Annotated in this window: 12 protein-coding genes; 5 read left to right on the top strand and 7 right to left on the bottom strand. The window is 63.1% G+C overall.

Translation table 11 applies throughout. The features are described from left to right. The first annotated feature begins 854 nt into the window (after positions 1-854). The 5 genes from AC1RUK_RS04705 (at position 855) to AC1RUK_RS04685 (ending at position 8,408) form a co-directional block, all read left to right on the top strand. The gene (locus AC1RUK_RS04705; RefSeq protein ID WP_481836588.1) at positions 855-2,600 is read left to right on the top strand and encodes an adenylate/guanylate cyclase domain-containing protein; all 1,746 of its coding nucleotides are present in this window, start codon (positions 855-857) and stop codon (positions 2,598-2,600) included. A 656-nt stretch (positions 2,601-3,256) separates the two neighbouring features. Further along, on the top strand, positions 3,257-5,053 hold the full coding sequence (locus AC1RUK_RS04700) for an adenylate/guanylate cyclase domain-containing protein (RefSeq protein ID WP_481836589.1): 1,797 nt from the start codon (positions 3,257-3,259) through the stop codon (positions 5,051-5,053). Positions 5,054-5,434: 381 nt separating this feature from the next. Beyond that, on the top strand, positions 5,435-6,838 hold the full coding sequence (locus AC1RUK_RS04695; RefSeq protein ID WP_481840187.1) for an HD domain-containing phosphohydrolase: 1,404 nt from the start codon (positions 5,435-5,437) through the stop codon (positions 6,836-6,838). Positions 6,839-6,928: 90 nt separating this feature from the next. Then, the gene (locus AC1RUK_RS04690) at positions 6,929-7,201 is read left to right on the top strand and encodes a hypothetical protein (protein WP_091581466.1); all 273 of its coding nucleotides are present in this window, start codon (positions 6,929-6,931) and stop codon (positions 7,199-7,201) included. A gap of 73 nt (positions 7,202-7,274) precedes the next feature. Beyond that, a complete protein-coding gene (locus AC1RUK_RS04685) occupies positions 7,275-8,408 on the top strand; it encodes a substrate-binding protein (protein WP_481836591.1) in 1,134 nt (377 codons plus the stop codon). Between the two features lie 220 nt (positions 8,409-8,628). Here the strand turns inward: AC1RUK_RS04685 and AC1RUK_RS04680 are convergent, their stop codons facing one another. The 7 genes from AC1RUK_RS04680 to AC1RUK_RS04650 form a co-directional block, all read right to left on the bottom strand. Continuing rightward, positions 8,629-10,785, bottom strand: coding sequence for a DUF3363 domain-containing protein (locus tag AC1RUK_RS04680; RefSeq protein ID WP_481836592.1), 2,157 nt, complete (start codon positions 10,783-10,785; stop codon positions 8,629-8,631). An 884-nt stretch (positions 10,786-11,669) separates the two neighbouring features. Beyond that, complete coding sequence (locus tag AC1RUK_RS04675) at positions 11,670-11,765, bottom strand: NAD(P)-binding domain-containing protein (protein ID WP_481836593.1); 96 nt, start codon at positions 11,763-11,765, stop codon at positions 11,670-11,672. A gap of 178 nt (positions 11,766-11,943) precedes the next feature. Then, positions 11,944-12,228, bottom strand: a complete 285-nt coding sequence (locus AC1RUK_RS04670; RefSeq protein ID WP_481836594.1) for an RpiR family transcriptional regulator — start codon at positions 12,226-12,228, stop codon at positions 11,944-11,946. 28 nt (positions 12,229-12,256) lie between these two features. Further along, positions 12,257-13,279, bottom strand: coding sequence for a Gfo/Idh/MocA family oxidoreductase (locus AC1RUK_RS04665; protein ID WP_481836595.1), 1,023 nt, complete (start codon positions 13,277-13,279; stop codon positions 12,257-12,259). Between the two features lie 27 nt (positions 13,280-13,306). Further along, complete coding sequence (locus AC1RUK_RS04660) at positions 13,307-14,053, bottom strand: TIM barrel protein (protein ID WP_481839579.1); 747 nt, start codon at positions 14,051-14,053, stop codon at positions 13,307-13,309. Positions 14,054-14,127: 74 nt separating this feature from the next. Next, positions 14,128-14,928 carry an ATP-binding cassette domain-containing protein gene (locus AC1RUK_RS04655; RefSeq protein ID WP_481836596.1) on the bottom strand — a complete coding sequence of 267 codons (801 nt, stop codon included), beginning with the start codon at positions 14,926-14,928 and terminating at the stop codon, positions 14,128-14,130. Between the two features lie 2 nt (positions 14,929-14,930). After that, positions 14,931-16,049 (bottom strand): ABC transporter permease, encoded by a 1,119-nt coding sequence (locus AC1RUK_RS04650; RefSeq protein WP_481836597.1) that lies wholly within the window; start codon positions 16,047-16,049, stop codon positions 14,931-14,933. Positions 16,050-16,108: the final 59 nt, after the last annotated feature.

Below are 16,108 nucleotides of genomic sequence, written 5' to 3'. Positions count from 1 at the left end.
AGGCCCGCGAACCGTCCAGAATAAGTCCGCGACCACATCTGAGCAAGCGCTTGATCAAGGCGTGCGGCGTGGCATGGGCACGGGAGAACTCGCACGCTGGCTCGGCGAACTGCCCGAAGAGTGGGACGAGGGCGAAATCTCCGAGAGCCTGCAGGACTGGAGCATCCGAGTGGCTGGCGAGGGGGGCAGTCCGGGGGCCGTTTACCCGACGGCGGGGGCGGGGGTGGCTGCAGGGGCCCCTATCAGCCGCGCCCGGCCGACACTTCGTTCAGGTTCAGGTTCATCATAGCCGCCTCTCTCGCCCCCAAACCCAAATAGCTCCGAAAGACGGAATTTCGAACCCAACGGTGACCTTCATTGTCCGCGTTGCGAATGGCAGTAGTGCGCCGCATGGACGCCGTAGAGACTATATTAAGCCTTGCTCAATAGCAGACATTCGACAACCGGATTCGGAAGTCCGCCGATGCGCCACTTGCCGACCTCAGCACCTCTAAGCGCGAACGTCTGGTGTGGTGCCCGATGCGCCCGTACATAGGGCATCTCACTGTTACATCGCGGTGACAAAAGCACCGCCACGGTGGCGTCAACCGGTTACAGAGGGCAGGAAATATCTCCGGCCTTCTGGGAGTGGCGAGTCAGCGTCCCCGAAGGCTGCGTGGGCGTGTCATTGGTTGGCCGTTAGCGAGGCGACTGGAACGCTCCACGCCTCGCAAGCGGGATAGCGAAATCTCGTGAAGGCAAGGTCAAGCTGCGTTCTCCGTTGTATCGGCGACGGGCGGCGACTGGGAGAGATGGATACCATGCACGTGGGGCGTCTGGAAGTTGGCAGGACATGGACGCGGGGCGGCGGTGCAATGACCACGCAGCGCCACCTCGCAGCGATCCTGGCTTGCGACGTGGTCGGCTATTCGCGCCTGACGGAGCGCGACGAGCGCGGCACGCTCGAGCGGCTGAAGATCTACCGCAAGGACCTCCTCGAACCGCTGGTCTCCGAGCACCAGGGTCGGATCGTCAAGCTCACCGGCGACGGCATGCTGTGCGAGTTCGCGAGCGTCGTTAACGCGGTGACCTCGGCGATGGCGATCCAGCAGGCCCTGGCAGTACACGAGGCGGCGACGCCCGAGGAAAAGCGGATTCGCTTCCGCATCGGCGTCAATCTCGGCGACGTGGTCTGCGAGGAGGACGGCGACCTCTACGGCGACGGGGTCAACATTGCCGCCCGCCTCGAAAGCATCGCCGATCCCGGCACCGTGGTCGTCTCGGGCACCGCCTACGACCACCTTCAGGGCAAGCTCGACTGCGGCTTCACGCCGCTCGGCGACCTGCGCCTCAAGAACATCGAGCGGCCTGTGCGCGCCTACCGCGTCGAGACCGACGCCAGCGCCTCGGTGGCTGCACCGCCTCCCCTGCCCGAGAAACCCTCGATCGCGGTTCTGCCTTTCACCAACATGAGCGGCGACCCCGACCAGGAATACTTCGCCGACGGGCTGGTGGAGGACATCATCACGGGATTGAGCCGGGTGAACTCCTTCTTCGTGATCGCCCGCAACTCGTCCTTCACCTACAAGGGCCGGGCGGTGGACCTGCGCCAGGTCGGGCGCGAGCTGGGCGTCCGCTACGTGCTCGAAGGCAGCATCCGCAGAGCAGGATCGCGGGTGCGCATCAGTGGGCAGTTGGTGGACGCGATCAGCGGACACCATGTCTGGGCCAACCGCTTCGAGGGCGACGTGAGCGACATCTTCGACCTGCAGGACAAGGTGACCGAGAGCGTCGTCGGCGCTGTCGAACCGAGCATCCGGCTGGAGGAGATCAAGCAGGCGCGCATGAAGCCGACCGACTACATCAGCGCCTACGACCTTTACCTTCGCGCGCTGCCGCGCTTCTACAGCATGACGCGCGAAGGCTTTGCCGACGTGCGCCGACTCACCAACGAGGCGCTCAGCATCGACCCTGGCTTCAACTTGGCGAAGGCACTCGGCGCCTATATCCGCAGCCTATCCGTAAGCCAGTGCTGGCACGAGCCCGACGATATCCGAGTCGCCGCGCGCATGGCGCGCGAGGTACTCGCGGAAGCGCGCGACGACCCCACGAGCCTACGCTTCGCCGCGCAGGTGATCGCCTACAGCGCGAAGGACTACGAGATGGCGCTGGGCACGATCGAACGATCCCTGCTACTCAACCCCAATTCGGCGCAGGGCCATACGGGCAGCGGCTGGGTGAACGCACATTCCAGCCGCCCGCTCGTCGCGATCGAGCACTTTCACAGGGCAATGCGGCTGAGCCCGGTCGACCCCGAGAAGGGCATCGCGCTCTCCGGCATCGGGATGAGCTACCTGATGCTCGAGCGCTACGAGGAAGCGCTGGCATGGGGAGAACGCGCGCTGCACGAGATGCCGAACTACGGCTCCTCGCACCGGGTGGTGATCATGGCGCTGGTCGAACTCAACCGGCTGGACGAGGCGCAGGCGGCGGCGCGGCGGCTGATGGAGGCGTTCCCGACCTTCACGCTCACCCTGCAAAGACAGATCAACCCGTGGCTGGACAAGGTGTTCGCCGAGCGTTACGTCGAGGCGCTTGGCATCGCCGGCGTGCCGGAGTGATCGTCGCGGTTGCAAAGATGCCCTCTCCTGCGCGTCACGTCCGGCCAGGCGACGTCTCTTGATCCCACGTTGCTTCTGGAAGGATAGTTCTCTGACCGGCTTGTCCGTCGCGTAGAGCAGCCGTGAACAGCCGGCGAACTCTCTGTTGGGTTCGCGTCGAACTTCCGGTTTCCATCCTGACGAGACCTACCGACGGTCCAGACAAATGTCGCCGTTGGGTCAGGTCACGACAATGGGTGTGCGGAAATGAATGTCTGCTCTGCTAGATCGGGAGATCAGAACCCGCCAGTCCGTTTCCGGCCCACTGCGGTCATTCCGGATCGAAGTTCGGACGAAGCGCTTGGCGCTTAACGGGCGGTTTTCGCCGCGATGGCAGCCCGCGTTTAATTAGCCACGACGTTAGCATGAATCGTCCACCGGATAAGGTCGCCTCTGACCGAAACCGACATACATCTTCAACGGCGCGAATGGCAGCTTAGCGCCGCGCCTCAGCCGTCGAGGGCGCCTTTGCGCGAATAATGCTCGTGGTCGGGGTTGCACCCAGATGCGGACATTCGACCAGGGTTCGGGCTATCGTGCGTTGACTTGACCGCTCTATGCTGAGACGGGGCGGCTCTGATCGGGCTATGGTGCTCGGCTGGACAGGGAAGGACGGAATGAGCGAGTCCCGAAAGCTTGCTGCAATCCTGGCCGCCGACGTCGTTGGCTACAGCCGGCTCGCCGGCGCGGACGAGGATCGCATCTTGGCGCGGCTGCGGGCACTTCGAAGCGACCTGATCGATCCCACGATCGCCGTGCATCACGGTCGCGTGGTCAAGCGCACCGGGGACGGAGCCCTCGTCGAGTTCCGCAGTGTGGTCGACGCGGTGCGCTGCGCCATCGAGGTGCAGACCGCCATGCTCGAACGCAATGCAGGTGTTTCACTCGAGCGCCGTATTGAGTTTCGCATCGGAATCCACATAGGAGACGTCGTTGAGGAGAGCGACGGCGACCTCATGGGTGACGGAGTCAACATCGCGGCGCGTCTGGAAGGCGTCGCTGCCCCCGGCGCCATCTGCCTTTCGGAGGATGCATATCGGCAGGTCCGGTCGAGGCTCGACCTCTTGGTCAGTGATCTCGGCCAAACCAAACTCAAGAACATCGCCGAGCCGATGCGGATCTATTCGCTCGAGGTCGGCGCCTCGGCGAAGGCGGGCGCTATCACGCCCCTGGCCGCGCCCGCCCGACCTACCGCCACCAGTCCGGCTGCCCAGATAGAGCTTCCAGAAAAGCCTTCGATTGCCGTTCTGCCATTCACGAACATGAGTGGCGATCCCGAGCAGGAATACTTTGCCGATGGGGTCACTGAGGACCTGATCACTGCGCTGTCGCGAATTCGGTGGTTCTTCGTGATCGCCCGCAACTCCTGCTTCGCCTACAAGGGGAAGTCCCCGGACATCCGCGCGGTGGCCCGCGAGCTCGGGGTGGCATATGTGCTCGAAGGCAGTGTGCGTAAAGCAGGCAACCGCGTTCGTGTCACTGCGCAATTGATCGAGGGCGCCTCGGGCAATCATGTCTGGGCGCAACGCTACGACCGAGACCTGAAAGACATCTTCACCGTCCAGGACGAGATCACAACGACATTGGTCGGCGCGATTGAGCCGGAACTTGGCCGGGCCGACCGGGAGCGGGCAAGGGCCAAACGCCCGGACGACCTGCGAGCGTGGGATTTTTGCCAGCGCGGCTTCTGGCACATCTACAGACGTACCGAAGCGGACCTTGCTCAGGCGCAGCATTTTTTCCGCCAAGCGATAGAAGTCGATTCCGGCCTAGCTCGTGCCTACGCCGGTGCCGAGGAAGCCTGTTTCTTTCAGATCATAGGCGGCTACGTCGACTCGGTGGATGCGAAAGCCAATGCACTTCGGTTCGCAGGGAGGGCGGTCGAACTCGATGGCCAAGACGCGTTCAACCGCTACGCTCTGGGACGAGCGCTAACAATGGTGCGTCGCCACGACGCGGCCATATTTGAGCTTCGCAAGGCGACCGAACTGGACCCAAGCTTTGCACAGGCCCACTACGCGCTCGGCATGGCGCTTTCCACCAGCGGACACCCGGAGCAAGCGTTGCCGCATATAGACATCGCGATGCGACTCAGCCCGCAAGACGCATATTATGGCCAGTTCTTGTTGCGAAAGGCGGAAGCCTACCTCTTTCTGGGAAGGCTGGATGACGCGGTTGAATGGGCCGAACGGTCACTCCGCGAGCCCAATGTCCAATGGTCGCGTTGGGCCATTTTGTCCGCCGCTCAAGCACACCTCGGGCGAATGGACGAGGCGCAGCGTAGCGTCGATGGGCTGAGGGCTCTGCGCCCCGACATAGATCTGGCATTCGTCCGCGACTATTGGCCGATCGCGGACGTCGGAGCGCTTGATTGTCTGGTCGAGGGTCTACGAAAAGCTGGATTGCCGGACTGAACGATGATCTCGGATATTGGCGCAAAGCCGCCCGCGATATGCTGGACGCGAAGGTCGGCTTTTCAGTCCAATCACCCCGAAGCGGATCTTCCACTTCCGGCCCAAACAGGACGCTCTGTTTCTTGCAGGATCTACATCCGGCTTGAGATTTTTCCCCTAGGTATTGACGGCACACGGGGCTAGCATGGGGCTCACTGGGGGTGGGCGATGACAGGCGTCTCGATACGCCGGGCGGACTTCATGATGGTCCTGGCGTATGCTTCGGACCTTGCAACTGGCCATTCTCGCGACTTCGCGCTGAAATCCTGCGTGCTTGCAATGCGGATCGCCGATCTTGCGGGTGTTTCCGATGAGATTCGGCGCAATGCCTACCATCAGTCGATGCTGCGCTATGTCGGCTGCAATGCCGACACGGACCTTCTGTCGGCCACCTTCGGCGACGAAATCGCGCTCCGCCAGGATCTTGTCGGTCTCGACATGGGCAATCGTGCGGAACTGGGCAGGGTCTTCGTGCAGGCCTTCAAACGGTTCTACTACGATCTCGAGCCAGACGCGCAGGCCAAAGCGATTGAGGCCGCGATGTCGCAGGCGCTCGCGGTGGCCCGCCCGGTGCTCACCGCGCATTGCGAGGTCGCGCAGCGGATCGGCGAGCGGCTTGGCCTGTCCGACGAGATCCGGCGCAATCTTGGACAGATCTACGAACGCTGGGACGGCAAAGGCCTGCCGCGTGGGCTGAGTGGTGAGGATGTCCTGCCCGCCGTGCGCCTGATCACATTGGCGCAGGATGCCATTGCGCTCAGCGATGCGGTCGGTATCGAAGGGATGGCCGAAACCATCGCCAGCCGCGGAGATGGCCCATACGAAGCGGGTCTGGCCCGGCTCGTCTCGGCTAACGCGGTGGTCCTGATGGAGGGCATCGGCGCGACGGTCGACCGCGAGACCATTTTGGCGCTTGAGCCCGATCCGCCGGTGACGCTGGATGAGAGGGCTTGCGATGAGGCGTTCCTGGCCATAGCCGACATGATCGACATGCGCATGCCGTTTACGCAGGGCCATTCGAGGATGGTGTCGGAACTGGCCACGGGTGCGGGCAGACGGATCGGGCTGCCCGACCCTGACGTTCGCGCGCTGCGCTGGTCGGGCTGCATCCATGACATCGGCGAACTCGTGGTGCCGGTAGCGACCTGGATGCGGAACGGTCCGCTGTCGGTGCGCGAGCGCGACGCGGCGCAGCTTCACGCCTATTACGGCGAACGGGCGTTGGCCTCGTTCGGCCGCGAGGGCGATGCGATGGCCGCCCTCGTGCTTCGCCATCACGAGCGCCTGGATGGCTCGGGCTATCACCGCAAGGTCGGCGGCTCAGACCTGTCCCCGGCGGCAAGGATCCTGGCCGCTGCCGAAGCCTTCCAGACATCGCGAGAGGAACGTCCGCACCGCAAGGCGCTGTCCAGCGAGGCGGCGGCGGCACAGCTGCGCGCCGCTGTGCGTGACGGTTGTATCTGCCCTGACGCCGCAGAGGCCGTGTTGTCTTTCGCCGGTCAGCAGTCGCGCCGGGCTTTGCCGCGGGCCCTGGCCGGCATGACGCCGCGCGAAATCGAGGTGCTGCGCCTGATCGCCACCGGACTCACGGTGAAAGAGGCGGCACGCAAGCTCGATATCTCGCCCAAGACCGCGGACCACCATATCCAGAGCGTCTATTCCAAGATCGGCGTGACCACCCGTGCCGCCGCAGCACTCTATGCGGTCGAGCACGGCCTTATCCGACCGGGCGAAACGCAGGCATAGGGAATCCACCCCATGTGCACCCGCTCCGGGGCGCGCATCGTGATCCTGTCGACGGACCAATGGTGCCCGCGACCGACAGGAGGAAATCAGATGCTTCTCGCAACGACCAAGGTAGCGGACGTCGACCGCTTCATCCGTATCTTTTCGACCAAGGGCGCCGACAAGCGCCGGCTGCACGGCTCGAACGGCGCAACCGTCTTCCGCGACCCCAGCGAGCCCGACCGCGTCTGGGCGATCTTCGACTGGGATGCCGAGGGCTGGAAGAATTTCGTGTCGGATCCGGAGGTGCCCGCGATCCTGCAGGAAGCCGGCCATGTCGGCAAGCCGCAGGCGGCACTGCTGCTCGGCCACTATGAGGCCTGAGGTCCCGCACTGCGCGCCGCCTGCCGCCCGGCGGCGGCGCGCCCCGACGAACCCCCAGATTTGGAGAAATCAAATGGATCCGAAACCCATCAAGATCGGCCTTGTCGCCGAACTCACCGGCCCATTGTCTTTCATGGGCATCGCAAATGCGAACCTCACCACCATGCTCGTCGACGACATCAACGCCAAAGGCGGCTTGCTCGGCCGGCCGCTGGAGCTTGTCATCGAGGATGGCGAAACCACCGACGCCGTCGCCAAGGCAAGGACTGCGAAACTGATCGACGTCGACAAGGTCGACCTGGTCGTCGGCGGCATCTACAGCTCGACCCGCCAGGCCATCAAGAGCGAGGCGGTTACGCGGGGCAGGACGCTCTACATCTACACCGAGCAGTATGAGGGACAGGAAAACGATCCGCTGATCTTCTGCACGGGTCCCGTGCCCGCGCAGCAGGTCGAACCGCTGATCCCATGGCTGATGAAGAGCGCCGGGGCGAAGACGTTCTACTTGCCGTCGGCCGACTACATCTGGCCCCATTTGCTGAACAAGGCCGCGAGCCGGGTGGTGCGCGCCAATGGCGGCGATATCGTCGGCGAGGAGTATTTTCCGCTGGATACCGTCGATTTCCGGCGGACGGTGCAGCAGATCATGGCGAGCGGCACCGACGTGGTTTTCAATACCATCGTTCCGCCGGGCCTGACACCGTTCCTCGAAGAACTGCACAAGGCCGGTTTCGGCAAACGCGGCGGCAAGATCGTCTGCACCTACTTCGACGAGAACTTCTTCAATCTGGTGCCGTTCGAGCAGATCGAGGGCCTCTACAGCTGCCTCGACTACTACCAGGAACTCGACGATCCGTTTGGCCGCGCGCTCTTGCGTCGCTACGGCGAACGGTTCTCCGGCAGTGCCATGTTGACTGCAGGCAGCGGGTGCACCGGCCACTACCGGGCGATCAAGATGTGGGAGGCGGCGGTGACCGAAGCCGGCACGGTGGAGCGCGACGCGGTCATCCGCGCGCTCGATCACGCTCGGATCAGCGAGGGACCGGGCGGCCCGGCCGAAATGGTTCCCGGCCAGCACCATGTTCGCATGAACATGTACATCGCGCAGGCGCAGGGCGGTCGATTCCATGTCGTGAAGAACCTGGGTCCGATCGATCCCAACGAGCGCGCGCTTAGCGACGAATTCCAAATAGGCAACGCGGGGTAACTGGCGGCGTCAATCACTTTTCTTCCAAGTGGCGGGGGCGGCTAGATAATGCCTCCGCCATCAACCGGGCCGATGGTGGTTGTACCAGCCACACCCACGAGAGCGACCGGCAAATCAGGACGCGCTATCTGTGCCGCGAGACTTGAAATCGCTGACGGGCGACTATTCGAAGTGAACCTACATGGACGAGGTGGCTGAGAAACTAGTCATCTCAAAGCCATCACAACCCCAGCCCCCGCTTTCTGCCTAAGGTCCATTCGATGCCGCCGCTGTCACGGGCGAGCCCGCTGATGTGCTGACCAATGCGCTTTTCGAGAACCGTCTGCCAGGGCACGAGCTGGAAGCCAGCACCGTCGTCAATCATGGCGAAGCGGCCGGAGGCGAGATCAGCCGCTCCGATCAGCCGGCCGCTGACATATTCGCCAGCCTGAGCCTTGATAAAGCTGAGCCCGCGCTCGGCCGCCATCACACGGCTGCGGGCGACCTCGGTTTGCTCGAGACGACTGATCAAATCCTTCGGCGCCCGGATACGGCCGTCTTCCAGGCGAGTGGCATGGCCCATGTCGACGAGACTTTGGCGACGGCGATCCGCCGCGTCAGTGACTTCCCGGCCGAACCCGATCTGTGCGAGCGGTGTCCGATTTGCCGACGCCAGTTCCCGGTCGAGCCAGGTAGCGCCGTCGCTCATCACTTGGCTGTCGAGGTCGAGGAAGGAGAGCGTGCGGACAGTAAAATCCCTACCCCGGCTGCGGGCGTCGTAGGCTGAACCGCGCTCGGCGATGTCGTCCGGGATCTTCCAGCGGTCGGCATCGATCCGATCGACGATGCCGGCCCGCCGCAGCGCTTCAAGGCGGCGCACATGCGCGCGGATGAAAGCATCGGGATCGCCCTTCACTCGCTCGATCCGCGGCCGTGCCGCTTCCAGATGCTCGCTCGGCCGGTAGATGCCGCCGTGCTCGGCTCCCATATCGCGAATGTTGAGATCGGCCGCGCGTGGCTCTGCCTTTGTGGGGACCGGCTCGAGGGCGACGATGTGGCCGCGCCTAACCTCGTCGAGCTTGGTGTCGTCGCCAGTCTCAACATAGTGGGTGCGTCCGTCGACGCCGTCGATGACGACATAGAGTTCGCCATCGATCCCGTCGCCGGCAAGCCCCTTGCCCAGAACTCGTCCAATCACCGGCTCGGTGATCTCTCTGCCATGGATGACATACTGGCTGGGGCCGCGCTCCTCGGCGATGCCATGGTCGGCGAGTGCCTGATGCATGGTCTTGATGATATCGTTGCGTGTGCCGAGGTCGCGTAGGACGTGCTCGGCGTCATCGACAATCATCCAACGGCCGGGCTCAGTCTCGGAGGCGAGGCCGTAACGTTCCAGACGCCTGGCCCGATCAACCAGGAGATGGCGATTGGCGCGCAGCATGTAGCTCTCGCTTGAGCCGGGCCGTAGGTCGACGATGCCACGCTCTTCCTGCTCGGCAAGTAGCATCCGGTCGAGGCGGGTCAGCCGTTCTGCCTCCACCTCGGCTCTCAGCTTGCGGGCAATGTCGATGTCGGTCTGTGGGCCTAGCTCCAGCGTCACCAGCTCGCCGGCGCGATGGCGAATACCTTGGGCGATGTAGTCGCCGGCGATGTTGAGCACCCTGCCCTGATCGGTCACGCCGCGCACCAAGATGTGGGTGTGCGGGTGGCCGGTGTTGTGGTGGTCGACGGCGATCCAGTCGAGCCGGGTTCCGAGATCGCTCTCCATCTGTCGCATGAGATCGCGGGTGAAGGAGCGCAGGTCCTCCATCTCGACGGCATCTTCCGGAGCGACGATGAAACGGAACTGATGCCGGTCGCCACGACAGCGCTCGATGAACGCCCTGCCCTCGTCGCTGCCGCGACCGTCCTCTAGCGCGGAATAAACCCGGCCCTTCGCGCCGTCGCGCGCCACCCCGTCGCGCTCAAGATAGCGCAGATGCGCATCGACCGCCCGGGTCGAGACGCCACGCATCTTCGGGCCACGCGCACCACGCTGGGACGTGAACTTGACCACGCGTGCCTTGACCATCACCCGCCGCGCCCGGAAGCGTCCACCACCCCCTTCCCGGCCCCAGGCGCCGCCGTCGCGCGCCAGGCCGGCGGCGATGCTGGCGCCGCGGCCTCTGGTGTTGAACCGGCCGCCTTTCTTGCTCCCCACCGAACCGCCGATACTGCCCGGGTTGCCGCCGGCCTTGCGGACGGCGATCTTCACCTGCGTCACGAACGGCATCGAGCGCGGATTGATGCGCGTGCCGCCGCTTCGGACGCGCCCAGGCCTGACACGGAAATCTCTGTCGTCTCGGTCCACCATGGCGGCAGGATCGGCGGCGGATTGAGGCTCGGCAAGACGCCGCAAGCGCTCATCGTGCTCCTGCGTGCAAAGACAGGCTGAGGCGCAGAAACGTCGGATCACACATTTCGGCGGCATAATGGATTTGCGAGCACCACCAGTGCGTTAACGGCACTACCGCCGCTGCTCACACATCTCAAAGTCCTGAAGGAGCTCCGTTTTCGCACACGAAAACAACGTGCAGACAATGACTTACCGAGCAAAGCGAGGAGCGAGCGCAATCTCGCTTTATCTTGCCGTCTTAATCTGTTGTGTTTGGCGATACTTTGTAACCATCGTCGTGCCTCCTTTCGGCTACGATAATATACGACTCTATTCTCTTTGCTACGATTCCGCTTTAGGGCGTCGAGTTCCGATGCGCCGTGCAATCTTCCGCGCTCTGCGACGGGGTGTTTTGGCTGCACGAATGCAGCGCTCGACCGTCGTGGCGCACTTTTCCATCGGACTGAAGGAGCATCGTCACAGGCAATCGAGCGCGGTCCGGCCGTCTGTCGATCGGCGCGGCCGCAGGCAGGATAACGTGCGTTCCGCCGTTCCTGGTCTGCATCGGTCCTCATCCGCCGGAGCGGATCTCCTTGTTCAGAAGGCGCCCGTCACCGTGCGGCCACCATGCGTTTCATTTGCCGCCGCACCGCTCATCGATGCGCTCCCAGCAGCTTGCGGTCCTTGACATGGGCGCGCTGCGCGGCGGCGCCCTCACCCGCGGCCGGATCGCCGACGTAGAACGTGCCATCGCTCCACATAATGGTATGGACCGGCCGCGCTCTGTCGGCGCGACGGCAACGCTGTAGAAGCGCAATCGCGAAAGGAGCACACCATGACTGACATCACTCGGTATGACGAAAGTGTCGCTACGATCGGTATGGATCTCGGCAAGAACAGCTTCCATCTCATCGGAATGGATGCGCGTGGGAAAGGCCGCTGACGGCAAGCTTTCGCGCCAACGTGGCGCCGATGTTTCCGGCGCCGATGATTCCGATCTTCATGCGTATGTCCTTTCGCGACTGTTACATGTTGCTGATGCCGACATCAGACCGGCAGCCCGAGCTTATGCGGCCTTTTCGACCAGGAATTTAAGCGCGCAAGCGGCAGCCTTGAACTTCTCCGAAACGCGTCGAAGAGCAGCGTCAGTAATTGGCGAGCACCGTGCATATGTCTTCGAATCTAGTTGAAACGACGCCGAAGCTCTGTCTGAAAAATTCCGCGTGCCTGGGCAAAGTTGCGGAACCCAATATCGGTGACGAAGCGGATCACGGTGGAGGTAGATACGCCGATACGCTTGGCGATCCGGGGAGCACTTTCGAAGGCCATGAGTTCCGGCTCGGCCAGAACCCTCCTCGCCACACTCTCAACGTGATGAGAAAAGGTTACCTGACGTGTGGCGATTGCTCGCCTCAGTTCCTCGAGACTCAAAGGCGGAGTGTCCAGAACGTGCAAATGTCTTGGCATTCGTTTCACTCCGCCTCTTCTCTGTCCGTCAGACATCTGAAAGTTGGACTGTCCGCCGCTCCGAAACCGACTTGATGCTGGCAAGCGCAACGGCGAGCGCGTTGCGGGCGTCTTTGCCGGTAGGGCCGGTAACGGTGCCGGTCCTCGTCGCTTCGACGAAGGACGCGAGCTGCGCCGTATACCCGTGTACGAAGTGATCGGTGTCGCGCCGCCAGGTGTCGTTAGAGACGCCATTGTTGTCGTAGAGCGTCATGGAGGAGCGACGCACATCACCCATCATCACCATGCCGCCCGAACCGAAGACCTCGCCGCGGATGTCGTAGCCGTACATGGCGCAGAAGTTCGCTTCCGCGACTGCGATCGAGCCATTGTCGAAGCGAATGGTGACGACGGCGGTGTCGTGAAAACCCTTGCCGGCGAAGTCCGGGCGCACCAGCGCGTCGGCAATCGCGGTGACCTCGACTGGCTTTGCCGCCGGATTGAGCCACAAAAGCGTGTCGAAGTCGTGGATCAGCGTTTCGTAGAAGATCGTCCACAGCGGCGTTTTCGCCGGGTCGCCGCCGTAAGGGCCGGGGTCTCGCGTGAGTGAGCGCAACAGCTGGACCGAGCCGACCTTGCCGACGTCGATGGCGGCGCGCCCCTCGTGAAAAGCCTGGTCCCAGCGCCGGTTGAAGCCGACCTGAAGCGGTACCTTCGCAGCCGTGGTGGCGGCAATCGCCTGGTCCGCTTCCGCGAGCGTCAGGGCCATCGGCTTTTCGCAGAACACGGCCTTGCCGGCCTTCGCCGCCTCGACGACGACGCTGGTATGGAAGCGCGCCGGCGTCGCGATGACGACGCCTTCAATCTCGGGATTGGCGAGAAGTTCCGACACACTCGTATAGGCATTTGGCGCACCAAGGCTGGTGGCCAGCTTCTCGGCGGCGCCGGGGGCCGGGTCGGCAATGGCGACGAGATCGGCATCGACGAGGCGACGGGCGATGCTCTCGGCATGGAAAGATCCTATGCGCCCGGCCCCGATGAGGCCGATGTTGACGGGACGATGGTTGGGCATGGGATACTCCTGAATTCTGTCGTCTGGCTAGATTGAGAAGGCATTGCGGAAGCGCGAGAGCGCGAGTTCGTCGTCGGCCGAAGGCCAGGCCTCCATTCCGATCGTTCCGCGGTAGCCCATTTCGTTGAGAGCCCGGGCGATCGCCGGATAGTTGATCTCGCCGGTTCCCGGCTCCTTGCGGCCGGGGACGTCGGCAACCTGGATCTCGCCGATGTGAGGCAACGCCTGGCGGCACAGCTCGATGAGATTCCCCTCCCCGATCTGCGCGTGATAGAGGTCGAGATTGAGCTTCAACGACGGCCTGTTGACAGCGGCCACCAGCGCAATCGTGTCGGCAGCCTTGGCGAACGGCGTCTTCGGGTGGTCGACGGCCTCGTTGAGGTTTTCGAGGACGAAGGTGACACCTTTCTCTTCTCCGAGATCGGCGATTCGCCTGAGCGTGTCGGCGGCTTTCAACCACATGGCCCCGGAAACAACCTCGGACTTGACGATGGGCAGGCCCTGCCCGCCGAGCCCGGTGCCGTGCAGATTGAGACGCGGGCAGTTCAGTTCCCTGGCAACGGGGATCGACAGCCGTGCTGTGCGCAGAAGCTCGTCCGCGCCGGCATCGTCGGCAAGCGTGCCCGTCACATAGCCGGTCATCGAGGAGAAGGTGGCACCGGACTTCGCGATCGCGGCGATGTCGTGCTTCGTCCAGTCCCAGATCTCAGCCTGAAAGCCGAGCTCGGTGATCCGGTTCAGACGCTCGAGCACCGGCAGGGAGCGAAACACCATTTCGGCGCAAACTGCGAGCGTGAATGGCGAGGATGTGGCTGGCGTGGTCAAAGTCGATTCCTGATTTTTGCGGGTCAGACTGTGCCGCCGAGTTCGCCGGCGAGCACCTGCAGTTCCTTGCCGCCGGCCATGAGGTTCTGCAGTTCCTCGATGGAGACCGCGCCTTTGTCGAAAGTGCCCAGCGTCTTGCCGCGGTTGAGAACCGTGAAGCGATCGCCGACCGCGAAGGCGTGGCGGACGTTGTGGGTGATGAAAATCACGCCCAGGCCTTTTTGTTGCACCTGATGGATATACTTCAGAACCATGGAGGTCTGCGCGACGCCGAGCGCCGATGTCGGCTCGTCGAGGATCAGGATCTTGGCCCCGAAATAGACGGCCCGCGCGATTGCCACGCACTGCCGCTCGCCGCCCGAAAGTGTACCGACCGCTTGGCTCGGATCACGAACATCAATGCCGATCTTGTGCATTTCCTCGCGAGTTACCTGGTCGCAGTGGCGGAAATCGATGTTGCGGAACGGCGGAAACCCCCTGAGCGGCTCGCGACCCATGAAGAAATTGCGCGTTATCGACATTAGCGGGATCATCGCCAGGTCCTGGTAGACGGTTGCGATGCCGGCATCGAGCGCGTCCCGTGGGCTGGAGAACGCGACGGGTTTGCCATCGACCAGGAAATCGCCGCTGGATGGGCGGACCACGCCCGAAAGGGTCTTGATCAAGGTGGATTTTCCGGCGCCGTTGTCGCCGAGCAGACACAGGACTTCGCCTTGCGATACCTTCATCGAGACGCCCGAAAGCGCGATAACGGAACCATAGTGCTTTACGATGTCCCGGACTTCGATGACCGGGGGCACAGTTTCAGCTTTGCTCTCAGCCATGATCAACGCTCCCCTGTCACCTTGCGGCGGATGAAACTGTTGAAGAGGACGGCCAGTAGCAGCATCGAGCCGAGGAACACCTGGAACCAGTCGGAGTCGAACTTGGTGTAGGTCAGGCCGATTGAGACAAGGCCGAAGATGATGGCGCCGAAGAAGGCGCCGATCGCCGAGCCATAGCCGCCCGTCAGCAGGCATCCGCCAATCACGGCGGCGATGATCGCCTCGAATTCCTTCTGGAAGCCGCGGCGCGCGTCGGTCGAGCCGGCATCGAGCACGGTGATAATAGCGACGAGCGCTGCGGCGCATGCCGTCAGGGCGAAAAGCCCGGTCTTCACGCGATCGACCGGCACACCGGAGTTTCTCGCGGCATTGGGATCACCACCGGCGGCGAAGATCCAGTTGCCGACACGAGTGCGCAAAAGCACCCATGTTGCGACGCCGGCAATGACCACGAACCAGACGACGGACACCGGTACGCCGGTTACTTTCGGCACCCCATTGTCGAATTTTTCGATCAAGCCGTGTTCAGCAAGCCAGCTGAAGAGATCCTGAAAAGCAACACCGGAGAACAGGCGCCTCAGAGGTCCGTCGCCAACGAGGTCATTTATCCCGCGAAGCTGTGTCGAGCCGCCGGTCGCCCATTTGAGGCCAACGAGGGTCAAGCCGCGCAGAATGAAGAGGAATGCAAGCGTCACGATGAACGAAGGCAATCGGGTTCTGATGACGATCTGCCCATTGACCGCGCCCATGGCACCGGCCAGCAGCATCGTCAAGATGATGGCCATCCAGGCGGGCTGACCGAAATTGGTCAATGCAGAACCGAAGATCAGACCAGAGAAAGCCACCATCGAACCGATGGACAGGTCGAACTCGCCACCGATCATCAGCAAGGCGGCGGCGATGGCGAGAATTCCCAACTGCGACGCAGGAGCCAGGATCGTCATTGCGCCCGAGAGCGAAAACATCGAACGATCGGCGGTGAAAAAGAAGAAGATCACCACCAGGACGAGACCGGCAACAGCACCGAGTTCGGGGCGACGCATCAGCTGTGTGAGAATTCCCACCTGCCTGAGGCGTTCGTCGGATTTTGCCGCATCCGCAGTTTTCTGTTCCGCAGCCATGATACCTCCCAATGGATTGCAGTTTGCCGAAGCATCGCGGGGCAGCCCTCATCGCCCGC

The sequence above is a fragment of the Mesorhizobium monacense genome, assembly GCF_056781675.1.
This window is presented reverse-complemented; position numbering and strand designations above follow the sequence as displayed.